This is a genomic window from Nonomuraea sp. NPDC026600 (assembly GCF_040638335.1).
Taxonomy (GTDB): Bacteria; Actinomycetota; Actinomycetes; order Streptosporangiales; family Streptosporangiaceae; genus Nonomuraea.
In genome coordinates this window covers 98,969-111,100 of record NZ_JBEZYD010000006.1, presented here as the reverse complement: position 1 = coordinate 111,100, position 12,132 = coordinate 98,969, and the positions used below count along the sequence as shown (strand labels likewise).

The following is a 12,132-nucleotide window of genomic DNA, read 5'->3' as shown; positions in this document are numbered from 1 at the left end:
GCCGGGTCCACCGAGGGCCCGGCCACTGAGCGGGGAGCAGAGATGAGCGTTCTGGCAGGCAAGACGGCGTTGGTGACGGGCGGTTCGCGTGGCATCGGCCGGGCGGTGGCGCTGCGGCTGGCCGCCGAGGGCGCGCTGGTCGCCGTCCACTACGGCGGCGACGAGGGCGCGGCCAAGGAGACTGTGACGCGGATCGAGGAGGCAGGCGGCCGGGCGTTCGCCGTGCCGGCCCGGTTCGGTGACGAGGGTGCGGTGGACCGGCTGTTCGAGGGCTTGACCGCGGGGCTGGCGGGACGCGGGCTGGACATCCTGGTCAACAACGCGGGCATCGGCTCGGGCAATCCGATCTCGCAGGTCACCCCGGAGGAGTTCGGCAGGCTGCTCGCGATCAACGTCGCCACACCGTTCTTCGTGATCCAGCGCGCGCTGCCGCTGCTGAACGACGGCGGCCGCATCATCAACATGGGCTCGACGGCCAGCCGGTTCGCTGTCTCCACGCAGATCGGCTACACGATCAGCAAGGCGGCGCTGGAGTCGATGGCTCCGTCGCTGGCCAACGAGCTCGGCGGGCGGGGCATCACGGTGAACACGGTCGCGCCCGGCGCGGTGCGGACCGACCTGACCGCGGGCTACACCTCCATCCCCGAAGTGGTCGCCGGGCTGGAGGCCATCACCGCGCTCGGCCGGCTCGGCGAGCCCGAGGACGTCGCCGACGTCATCGGCTTCCTGGCGGGCCCGCAAGGCCGGTGGGTGACCGGCCAGACCATCGACGTCTCGGGCGGCACCTACCTCGGCCCGATCGTTCCTCGCGCCTGACCGTCGGGGGCTCGCCTTCCGGCTTCGGCGAGCGGTGGGATGGGCTGGCAGAACCAGAGAGGGTTTCTAGAATGACCGCGTGACCGACATAAAACGGGCAGAAGACCTCAAGGCAACACACGACGGATTCAAGTGGGCCAAAGCCGCCCCCGGCGTCATCCCCGCCTGGATAGCCGACATGGACCTGACCACCGCCCCAGAGGTCATCGACGCCGTCCAGCGCCGGGCCCGCGGGGACCTCGGCTACCCCGTCTGGCTCGACAGCCCCCGCTGCGGCCCCCTGGCGGAGGCGTTCGTCGAGCGGATGGAGAGCCGCTACGGCTGGCAGCCGGATCCCGAGTACGTGCGCAGTTATAACGACCTCAACCAGGCACTCCAGGTGTTCCTCCACGTATGGACCCGCCCGGGCGACGGTGTGGCCGTGCACACTCCGGCCTATCCGCCCTTCCTCGGCACGCTGGAGAGCATGGATCGGCCGCTGCGTCCTCTGCAGTTGAGCGCCGACGGGGATTCGTGGCGGTGCGAGGTGCCTGATCTGTCCGGGTGCAAGGTGCTGCTGCTGGTCAACCCGCACAACCCCACAGGCCGGGTCTTCACCCGAGAGGAGCTGACCGAGCTGGCCGAGCATGCCGAACGCCACGACTTACTGGTCATCTCCGACGAGATCCACGCCGACCTCACCTATGCCCCGCACCAGCACATCCCGTTCGCCACCATCCTGCCCGAGCGGACCGTCACGCTCACCTCCGCGACCAAGGCGTTCAACCTCGGCGGCATCCGCTGCTCGGTCGCCCACATCGGCTCGCCCGAGCTGCGTAAGGTGCTCGACGCGCAGCCGCCCTTCTTGTACGGATCGGCCAACCTGTTCGGCGTGGAGGCGACGGTGGCGGCCTGGCGGCACGGTGACGCCTGGCTTCAGGAGACCCGTGCCCTGCTCGACAGGAACCGCAGGACGATCGCCGACCGCCTGCCCGAGGGAGTCGGGTACCGCATCCCGGAGGCCACCTACCTGGCCTGGCTCGACTACGGCCGCCCAGGCGTACAGGAGCTGCTCGAACGCGACGCCAAGGTCATGCTGAGCGACGGCGCCACGTTCGGGCCCGGCGGCGCGCACTCCGTACGGCTGAACTTCGCCACCACCGAGCCCATCCTGACCGAGATCCTCGACCGCATCGCACACGCGGAGACCACCGGACGTCAGGCCGCGGGGCGGTAGTCCAGGACGATGGCGCCGAAGCTGACGGCCGCGGCGACGTCTCCCTTGATCACGGTGGGTCCCGCGGGACCCACCACGACGTGCTGATCAGGCCGGGAGGGGCGGCAGGTCGGGAGGTATGGCCGCGGGGTTCTCGGCCAGGGCGGCGAGCGCGAGTTCGACCGCCTTCTCCAGCTGCGGATCGCGGCCGGCCACCCGGTCCTGCGGCGTAATGATCACCTCGATGTCAGGGTCGACGCCGTAGTTCTCCACGCCCCAGCCCTGACCCGCCAGCCAGAACGAGTAGCGGGGCTGGGTCACCACGGTCCCGTCCACCAGCGAATACCGCGAGTCGATACCGATCACGCCGCCCCACGTCCGGGTGCCCACCAGCGGACCGATCCCCAGGTTCTTGATGCCCGCGCTGACGATGTCGCCGTCCGAGCCCGCGAACTCGTCGGTGACGGCCACGATCGGGCCGCGCGGCGAGTCCTCCGGGTAGCGCATCGGCTCGTAGCCGCGCGCGTGCGCCCAGCCGGAGACCCGGCGGGACAGCTTCTCCAGGACGAGCTCGGAGGTGTGCCCGCCGCCGTTCTCGCGTACGTCCACGACCAGCCCCTCGCGGGCCATCTCCGTACGCAGGTCACGGTGGAACTGCGCCCACCCGGAGGCCACCATGTCGGGTACGTGCAGGTAGCCGAGCCGCCCGTTCGACGCCTCCCTGACGTAGGCCCGGCGGCCCTCCACCCAGTCGTGGTAGCGCAGTTGCGTCTCGTCCGAGATCGGGGTGACCACCACCCGGCGCGTCTCGCCGCCCGACGCCGGTCGTACGGTCAGCTCGATGGGCTGGCCGGCCGTGCCGGACAGGGCGGCCAGCGGGCCGCGTACGGGGTCGACGGGCCGGCCGCCCACCGCCACGATCGCGTCGCCCGCGCGCACGGCGACGCCCGGCGCGAGCAGGGGCGAACGCGCGTCGTGGTCGGACGACTCGCCGGGCAGGATCCGCTCGACGCGCCAGACGCCTTCCGGGTCGCGGGTGATGTCGGCGCCGAGGAGGCCCTGGCGGCGGCGCGGGTCGTAGGATCCGCCGCTGGCGCGGGCGTAGGCGTGTGAGGTGCCCAGCTCGCCCTGTACCTCCCAGAGCAGGTCGATGAGCTCGGAGTAGGCGCCGATCCGTTCGACCAGCGGCGCGTAGCGGTCGAGCGCGCCCTGCCAGTCGACGCCGTTCATGTCCGCGCGCCAGAAGTGGTCGCGCATGAGCCGCCCGGCCTCGGCGTAGCCCTGACGCCACTCGGCGATCGGGTCGATCTGGACCGTGATCCGGTCGAGGTCGATGGTGACGACCTCGTCGCCCTCGCCGCTGGCACGGGTCTGCAGGCCGTTCTTGCCGTTGAGGACGAGCCTGGTGCCGTCGCCGCTCACCTCGAAGGCGCGCGTTTCCTTACCGAGCTCGGACTTGGCGCGCTTCTTGAGGTCGTAGCGTTCGAGGACGGTCTCGGCCGCCGAATCGGTGCCGTCGCCGAGTTGCCCGGCGACGGGGTGGCGCAGCCAGAGCAGGGCGTCCTTGGCGGTGCGCAGGTTGCGGTAGTTCGCCGCGGGGACGGGCACGGGCACCACCCGCGAGGCCAGCCCCTCAGCGTCCACCTCGGTGCGCGGCGGCTCGGCGTCCTTCTTCTCCGAGCCCTTCTTCTCCTCCGAGCCCTTCTTCTCCTCCGAGGCCGAGGCCGAGGCGGGCTTGTCGTCCTCGCCGTTGAACCCGCGCCCCTGCAGGCTCGGGTCGAACGGTGAGGGCGTCGTCGCCTGCAAGGGCACGATGTACGGACGGCAGCCGGCCGGGAACGACAGGTCGAACACGTGCGCGTCGTAGATCGGGTCGAACGTCCGCACCGACAGGAACGCCAGATGCTTGCCGTCCCTGGTGAACACCGGGTCGTAGTCGGCGAACCGCAGCGGCGTCACGTCGATCACGGAGGTCCCGTCGAGGCGGCCCATCCTGATCTGCGACAGCCGTTCGTCGTGCGGGTGCACCCAGGCCAGCCAGGACGAATCTGGCGAGAACGTCAGCCCGCTGACGTCGCCCTGCGTCGTGCGATCCAATTCCCGGACATTTCCGGACTCGAGGTCGATGACCAGCAGCCGCCCGTCGTGCGTGGCCGCGGCCGCGTGCTTGCCGTCCGGCGAGGCGGCCAGTTGGAGCACCCGGCCCAGCTCTCCCGCCGCCAGGGTGCGGAGCTCGCCGCCGGGCGTGCCGATCTCCAGGCCGTCCTCGCCGGTGGCGTCCGACACCCAGACCGCCCGGCCGTCGGCGTCGAGCACGCGCGGCAGCCGTACCCGGACCCCGGGCTCGACCCGCAACGCGCCCGCGGGCCCGTCGCGGTGGGTCACCCAGTGGGCGGTGCCGCGGATCTCGACCGCGCTCGCCCGGCCGGTCTCGTCCGGCGAGAACCCGCCGACCCGGGCCGGCGCCGGTCGCCGCGCGCGAGCCGGGCGCGGCCCGCCGAGTTTGACCTCCAGCTTGTACGGCTCGGCGTCGAGGCCGTCCAGCAGCCACAGGTCGCCGGCCTGGCTGTAGACCACCCGCTCCCCGTCGGTCGAGGCGTGGCGGGCGTAGAACTCGTCGTGCCCGGTGTGCTTGCGCAGCCCGGACCCGTCGGGCAGGGCCGAGTACACGTTGCCGGTGCCGTCGACGTCGGCCAGGAAGGCGACGCGGTCGCCCACCCACATGGCCGACCAGTACTGCGCGTCACTGTCGGCGAACAGCCGGGCGAACTCACCGCTCCCGTCGGCGTCGACCCAGAGCTTGCCCGCCGTACCGCCCCGGTAGCGCTTCCACTGTGACGGCTCGCGCCAGATCGAGGAGACGGTCGCGACCCGGTCCCCGCTGACGGCGGCCTCGCTCACCCACCCGTACGGCAGGCGCACCGCCTGGCCCCCGTCGAGCGGCACCGCGTACGCCCAGGTCCTGGTGCGCCCGCCCTCGCCCGCCGCGCTGATCGCGAGCACATCCCCGGCGGCGGTCCACCCGCGCGCGCCGGTCGTCGAGCTGCCCCAGTGGGTCAGCCGCTCGCCCTCGGCCCCGTCGAGTTCGGCGGCGAACACTTCGGGCTGTCCCTCACGATGGCTGGTCCACGCGATGCGGGCGCCGTCGGGCGAGAACCTGGGGAACGACACGGGCGTGCGGTCGGCGGTGAACCGCCATGCCCGTCCGCCCGCGACGGGTGCCAGCCAGACATCGTCGTCGGCGACGAAGGTGACCAGGTCACCGTGCAGATGTGGATATCTCAGGTATGCGCCAGTTGTCACAGCAGCACACTAGTGCGCGTCCGGCCGTGAAGGCGGCCCTTGAAGTCTTGGTCAAGGCAGGTCGCCGGGCGCGTGTGATGGATGCTAAGGGGCAAGACCCGAACGCGACTTCGGTTTCGGGAGGAATCATGGAGATCTTCGCCCGCGCCTACCAGTGGCCGCCTCGTTTGGCCGCCGGGGCGTACATCCTGAACTCCGGGCTGTCCAAGGCCAAAGCCGATCGGGAGACCGCGACCGGCGTGCACGGCATGGCGGCCACGGCCTTCCCGTTCCTGGGCGAGCACGACCCGGAGACGTTCGTGGGGCTGTTCTCGAAGGCGGAGATCGCCGTGGGGGCGGCGCTGCTGATCCCGATGGTGCCGTCGCTGGTCGCGGGGGCGGCGCTCACCGCGTTCGCCGGCGGGCTGCTCGGCTTCTACCTCAAGATGCCGGGGCTGCGCGAAGAGGGCAGTCTGCGCCCGTCGCGGCAGGGGATCGGCATCGCCAAGGACATCTGGCTGCTGGGCATCGGGCTGGGCCTGGTGCTGGATGAGCTGGCCCAACGGTAACGTCCGCGGAGGCGGCCAAGGAGCGGCCGCGCCCGCGTTGCGTCACCGCCGAGTCCGGCTCGTCAGGGGACGATGTTGACCAGTTTCGGCGCCCGTACGATCACCTTGCGCGGCTCGCCCGTCAGGTAGGAGCGGACCTTCTCCGAATCCAGGGCCAGCGCCCTCAGGTCGGACTCCGAGATGCCGGGCGACACCTCCAGGCGGTCGCGCACCTTGCCGGCCACCTGGACGACGGCGGTCACCGACTCCTGCACCAGCAGCGCGGGGTCGGCAGTGGGCCAACCGGCCCGGCCGACGCCGGCGCCACCCTTGTGGCCCAGGCGCTCCCAGCCCTCCTCGGCGGTGTACGGAGCCACCAGCGACAGCATGACGGCCAGCGTCTCGGCCGCCTCGCGGACCGCGGGGTCGGCGGCGCCGGGACCCGAGTCGATGGCCTTGCGAGCCGCCGAGGTCAGCTCCATCATGCGCGCGATCGCGACGTTGAAGCGCTGGGACTCGACCAGCTTGGTGACCTCGTCGATCGTGTGGTGCGTGACCTTGCGCAGCTCGACGTCGCCGCCCTCGAACGGCACGCCGGGCTCACTGGCCACCTCGGTCATCACGCGGAAGGCGCGGGCCAGGAACTTCTGTGACGCGGCCGGCGACATGTCGGCCCAGTCGATGTCCTCCTCGGGCGGCCCGGCGAACACCATGGTCAGGCGGACCGCGTCGACTCCGAAGTCGTCGATCTGCTTGCCCAGGTCCACGCCGTTGCCCAGGGACTTCGACATGGCCTTGCCGCCGTTGATCACCTGGCCCTGGTTCAGCATGCGCAGGAACGGCTCGGTGAAGTCGAGCATGCCCATGTCGTGCAGCACCTTGGTGAAGAACCGCGAGTAGAGCAGGTGCAGCACCGCGTGCTCGATGCCGCCGACGTAGTGGTCGATCGGGCCCCACTTGCGGACCTGCTCGACGTCGAACGGGCCCTCGGTGTAGCCGGGCGAGGTGTAGCGCAGGTAATACCAGGACGAGTCGACGAAGGTGTCCATCGTGTCGGTGTCACGCTGGGCGGGACCGCCGCACTTGGGGCACTCGACGTTGACCCAGTCGGTGGCGCTGGCCAGCGGGGACACGCCCTTCGGCGCCAGGGCCTCGCCACGCAGGTCGGGCAGCGTGAGCGGCAGCTGGTCGTCGGGTACGGGCACCTCGCCGCAGTCGGCGCAGTGGATGATCGGGATCGGCGTGCCCCAGTAGCGCTGCCGGGACAGCAGCCAGTCGCGCAGCCGGAAGTTGATCGCGCCCGTGCCCCTGCCGTCGACCTCCAGCACTTCGATGATCTTGGAGATGGCTTCGGTCTTGGTCAGCCCGTCCAGCGGGCCGGAGTTGACCAGCTTGCCCTCGCCCGGCGTGGCCTCGCCGGTCTCGCCCGGGTCGGCCAGGCCGGTGTGCACGACGACCTTCACCGGCAGCCCGAACTTCAGCGCGAAGTCCAGGTCGCGCTGGTCGTGGGCGGGCACGGCCATGATGGCGCCGTGGCCGTAGTCGGACAGCACGTAGTCGGCCGCCCAGACCTGGATGCGCTCGCCGTTGACCGGGTTGATCGCGTAGCGGCCCAGGAAGACGCCGCTCTTCTCCTTGTCGGTGGACAGCCGCTCGATGTCGCTCAGCTTGGCCGACTCGGTCCGGTACGCCTCGAACGCCGCGCGCTGCTCGTCCGTGACGATCTCGTCGGCCAGCGGCGCGTCGACGGCCACCACGAAGAACGTCGCGCCGAACAGCGTGTCGGGCCGCGTGGTGTAGACGTGGACCGGCTCTTCGCGGCCCTCGATCTCGAACAGCACGTCGGCACCCTCGGACCGGCCGATCCAGTTGCGCTGCATGGTCAGCAGGCGCTCCGGCCAGCCTTTCAGCTGCTCCATGTCGTCCAGCAGCCGCTGCGCGTAGTCAGTGATCTTGAAGTACCACTGGGTCAGCTCACGGCGGATCACGTCGGCGCCGCAGCGCTCGCACTTGCCCGCCACGACCTGCTCGTTGGCCAGCACGGTCTGGTCGTTGGGGCACCAGTTGACCAGGCCGCCCTTGCGGTAGGCCAGGCCGCGCTCGAAGAAGCGGATGAACAGCCACTGGTTCCAGTGGTAGTAGTCGGGGTCGCTGGTGTGCAGGCGGCGCGACCAGTCGAAGGAGATGCCGTAGCGCTTGAACGAGTGGGCCTGCGTCTCGATGTTGGCGTAAGTCCATTCGGCGGGGTGCGCGTTCCGCTTGATGGCGGCGTTCTCGGCCGGCAGGCCGAAGGAGTCCCAGCCGATGGGGTGCAGGACGTTGTAGCCCTGCTGGAACCAGAAGCGCGCGATCACGTCGGCGAGCGCGAACACCTCGGCGTGGCCCATGTGGAGGTCACCCGAAGGGTAGGGGAACATGTCCAGCATGTAGCGCCGCTCACGCGTGTCGGTGGCGTCCTCGCTGGCCCGGAACGGGTCCTGCTCCTCCCATCGCTGCTGCCACTTGGCCTGCAGCGCCTGCGGGTTGTACTCACTCACGGCGGTTGTCCCTTTTGGATTGTGTCGGACCCATAAGAAAACCCCTCGTGCGCACAACGAGGGGCAGCCGCGACGGCGAGCTGTTAGAGCCGTCGCGGCCCGCTAAGAAGCAGGGTCGCGGAACGCATAGGTCAAGCCTAGCGCACCTCTTCGGCTGAATGAGGGCCATCGATCCGGCCCAGTGGGCACAATGGACTCTTCTGGTCTGGTGAGACCCGATGGTGATCTATCCGTTGTGACCTCTAATGTCCCATTAGAATACTGTCGTCGCCGTGGTGTACCTAGTTGAGCCAGAACATCCAGAAGGTGGCCTGCCCATGCAGGACCCACCGACGGATCCGCACGGCTTCGCGCGTTTTACTGCGAAACCCCTGGTCTCGCGTGAGATCATGCCGGATGCGTCAAATCCGGACATAACCTCGGGAGGTACGGCAGCAATGGCAACGGAGAATTCCGGAGCACCCCATCTGCCACCGTCCTGGCCCGAGGCGCCACAGCCGGAGGTGCCGACATCCTGGCCCGAGGCGCCTCGGCAGGACTCGTCATGGCCCGACTCCTCACGGAGCGGCGCCGGTCAGTCACCATGGCCGGACCCGGCACAGTCGCAGCCTTCGTGGCCCGACCCCGCGCAATCCGCACCGTCGTGGCCCGACCCGTCACAGTCGGCGCCCGCTTGGCCCAACCCCGAGCAGTCGGCGCCTTCCTGGCCCGACCCCTCGCAGTCGGCGCCCGCTTGGCCCGACCCCTCGCGGCAGGGCTCCCCGCCGCCGGGGCCGCAGCAGTCCCGGCCGGATGCCGCCTGGTCCGAGGCTCCGCCTGCGTCAAACGCCTGGTCGAACCTCGGCCATCCCGACTCCCGGCCCCAGCCGCGTCCCGGTGACCCGCTGGAGCGCACGGCCTCCTATGGCCAGGGCTCTCCGGACAACCAGCCCACGGCGTACCACCAGTTCCCGAATCCTCTCGGCGAGCGCGCGTACCCGCCCCAGGACGACCGGGGGGCGCCACGCGGCGACTTCGACAACCGCGGTGGGCCGCGCCCCGGCTTCGACGACCGGGGAGCACCCCGGCCCGACTTCGACCACCGTGGAGGACCGCAGCCCGGCTTCAACGACCGCGGTGGGCCGCAGCCCGGCTTCGACGACCGTGGCGCGCCCCGCTCCGGCTCCCCGCTGGACGGCCCCCGGGGCAACGTCACTCCGCTGGACGGCCCTCGGGGTAACGTCACTCCGCTGGACAGCCGGCGTGGTGGCACTCCCCTGGACGAGCGTGCGGTGCCGCGTTCCGCGCCCGCCCCGGACGACCGCCTGGTCGCGTACGGTCAGGCGCCGGGCCAGGCGCCGCCTCAGGCTCCAGGTCAAGCTCCGGGCCAGGCGCCGCCTCAGGCTCCGGGCGGCGAGCACCACCAGGCCGAGCACGGCAGGCCGGGCGGCAACCTGAGCCGCGACCCGTCCGACCCGGACCACAGGTTCGTGACGGCCGGCCAGATCAGCGGCTCCCGCACCCCGCCGCCCGAGCGCCAGCAGGAGCTCTGGGACAACGTCTTCGGCGACAACTTCCAGGCGATGGGCGAACCGGAGTCGCTGGACAACCCCGGCAAGCCCATCTGGATCTACGCCCTGGCGGGCTCGGTGGCCATCGCCCTGGTCGGCGCCGTCCTCTGGGCGTTCCTCGCCGGCCCCCTGGCCGGCGACAAGCCGACCGCGAGCAGCAGCGCGGCCGCCAGCGCCAAGTCCAGTTCGTCGCCCAGCTCCGCCCCCACCAAGACGACCAGCTCGATTCCCCGCCTGCCGCGGTGGTCCGGCAAGGCCGCTCCGGTGCTGGGCACGGTCGCCAACCCCACGGCCGGCATCACGGTCCCGCGCCTCGGCGGCACCTGGCAGCAGGACCAGCGCACCACCGTCAAGACCACGTACGGCTTCGACACCCGCCAGTACGTCGTGACGGGCACCAACACCTCCGCCCAGATCCTCACGGGTCCGCTGCCGGCCAAGCTGGCGTCCTCGTTCACCAGCGAGGACGACCTGGAGCCGGTGATCAAGCAGGTGGTGCTGAACGCCCGCAAGCGCTTCTTCCCCGCGGACAACAAGGTCCGCAAGATCGCCCAGCAGCCGCTCAAGATCGGCCAGTCCTCGGGCCGCGTCATCGCCTACGCCCTCACCTCGGGCACCGAGAAGGCCACCATCGTCACGGCCGCGATCAACACGGGCAAGGACGTACCGGCGATCGTCTACATGTCGATCCCGTCGACCAGCAAGCAGCTCCTGCCTGACATCAACACGATCATCAAGCAGCTCAAGGTCACCCCCACGTCCTGACCCCCGGGTCCCGGGGGCCGGGACGCTCCTAGAAGGTGCACTCCAGGCGCTTGATGCCGTTGATGAAGCTGGAGTACAGGCGGTCCGGCTTGCCCGCCTCGATGTTCGGCACCCGGCGGAGCAGCTCGCGGTACATCACCGTGATCTCCCGCCGGGCCAGGTGCGCCCCCAGGCAGAAGTGCGGCCCCGGCCCGCCGAATCCCACGTGCGGGTTGGGCGAGCGGGTGATGTCGAACCGCTCGGGGTCCTCGAAGACGGACTCGTCGCGGTTGGCCGACCAGTAGAACATCACCACCTTCTCCCCCTCCCGGTACAGGTGGCCGTTCATCTCGAAGTCCCTGGTCACCTTGCGGCGCATGAAGTTCACCGGCGACCCGAGCCGGACGATCTCCTCCACGGCCCCCGGCGCCCGGCCGTCGATCTCCTCCAGCCAGAGCGCGCGCTGGCCGGGGTTGTTGGTGAGCAGGCGCAGGCCGTACGAGATGGCGTTGCGGGTGGTCTCGTTGCCCGCCACCACCAGCAGGATGAAGAACGACCCGAGCTCCTGCAACGTCAGCCGTTCGCCGTCGATGTTGGCGTTGACGAGGGAGGACGTGAGGTCGTTCGTGGGGTGGTCGGCGCGGTAGGAGGCCAGGTCCTGGACGAGTTGCTGGAGTTCCGCGCCGGCGTTGAGCAGGCGCGGGACCACCTGGCTGACGTCGCCGCCGGTGTATTCGGGATCGAAGCCGCCCAGGATGAGGTTCGAGCGGTCGTAGACGAACTGGTAGTCGCGCTCGGCGATGCCCATCATGTCGCAGATGATCTTCAGGGGCAGACGGGCGGCGACCTCGGCGACGAAGTCGCAGCCCGGACCCGTGACCAGCAGGTCGTCCACGATCTTGGCCGCCGCGGTGTCCACGTCCGCCTCGAACTGCTTGATCATCTTGGGGGTGAAGGCCCGGGAGACGATCCGGCGGAGGCGGGCGTGCCGGGGGTCGTCCATGTTGATCATCGAGCCGAAGTACTCGGCGAACTCGCCGGGCATGTCGATGATGTTCGTGGCACCGCCGCTGCCCGAGGAGAAGACCTCCGGATTGCGGCTGGCCTCCAGGATGTCGGCATGCTTGACCAGCGCGTAGTAGCCGGGGCCCGGCGGGGCGAAGTCGACCACGGGCTCGGCGAAGAAGGCCGGCGTATCTCGCGCCCGCAGCCGCTTGAAGGCCTCCCTCCGCTCCGCCATCGGCTTGGCCCAGAACTCACGGTCCGACAGGTCGAAGTCAAGCACGTCCATAACACCATCATTCGGATAGCGGCTTATACGCGTCAACGTGATCGAAGTACACCGTACGTCTACGCGGGCGGGCGTGCACGGAAAATCAGTCGCCTCGGCAGACAGCTGATCGATAGCGTGGGCTCATGACGTTCTTCTTCTTCCTGCGTTAGCGACCCGCCGGCGGGTC

General features: G+C 70.3%; 7 protein-coding genes. 4 read left to right on the top strand and 3 right to left on the bottom strand.

The genetic code is table 11. The annotated features are described in order from the left end of the window. The first annotated feature begins 42 nt into the window (after nucleotides 1–42). Both AB0F17_RS16255 and AB0F17_RS16250 read left to right on the top strand, forming a co-directional pair. A complete protein-coding gene (locus AB0F17_RS16255; protein WP_358022743.1) occupies nucleotides 43–816 on the top strand; it encodes an SDR family oxidoreductase in 774 nt (257 codons plus the stop codon). A gap of 79 nt (nucleotides 817–895) precedes the next feature. Further along, nucleotides 896–2,032, top strand: a complete 1,137-nt coding sequence (locus AB0F17_RS16250; protein ID WP_358022740.1) for an aminotransferase class I/II-fold pyridoxal phosphate-dependent enzyme — start codon at nucleotides 896–898, stop codon at nucleotides 2,030–2,032. Nucleotides 2,033–2,119: 87 nt separating this feature from the next. Here the strand turns inward: AB0F17_RS16250 and AB0F17_RS16245 are convergent, their stop codons facing one another. Beyond that, on the bottom strand, nucleotides 2,120–5,314 hold the full coding sequence (locus AB0F17_RS16245) for a PDZ domain-containing protein (RefSeq protein WP_358022737.1): 3,195 nt from the start codon (nucleotides 5,312–5,314) through the stop codon (nucleotides 2,120–2,122). A 128-nt stretch (nucleotides 5,315–5,442) separates the two neighbouring features. On the opposite strand from AB0F17_RS16245, the gene AB0F17_RS16240 reads away from it, so the two are divergent. Further along, on the top strand, nucleotides 5,443–5,862 hold the full coding sequence (locus AB0F17_RS16240) for a hypothetical protein (protein ID WP_358022734.1): 420 nt from the start codon (nucleotides 5,443–5,445) through the stop codon (nucleotides 5,860–5,862). Between the two features lie 62 nt (nucleotides 5,863–5,924). Here AB0F17_RS16240 and leuS read toward each other — a convergent pair whose 3' ends face one another. Beyond that, nucleotides 5,925–8,378 (bottom strand): leucine--tRNA ligase, encoded by a 2,454-nt coding sequence (gene leuS / locus AB0F17_RS16235; protein ID WP_358022731.1) that lies wholly within the window; start codon nucleotides 8,376–8,378, stop codon nucleotides 5,925–5,927. 437 nt (nucleotides 8,379–8,815) lie between these two features. Between leuS and AB0F17_RS16230 the strand changes: the two genes are divergently transcribed. Continuing rightward, on the top strand, nucleotides 8,816–10,693 hold the full coding sequence (locus tag AB0F17_RS16230) for a hypothetical protein (protein WP_358022728.1): 1,878 nt from the start codon (nucleotides 8,816–8,818) through the stop codon (nucleotides 10,691–10,693). 28 nt (nucleotides 10,694–10,721) lie between these two features. Here AB0F17_RS16230 and AB0F17_RS16225 read toward each other — a convergent pair whose 3' ends face one another. After that, nucleotides 10,722–11,963, bottom strand: coding sequence for a cytochrome P450 (locus AB0F17_RS16225; RefSeq protein ID WP_358022725.1), 1,242 nt, complete (start codon nucleotides 11,961–11,963; stop codon nucleotides 10,722–10,724). Nucleotides 11,964–12,132: the final 169 nt, after the last annotated feature.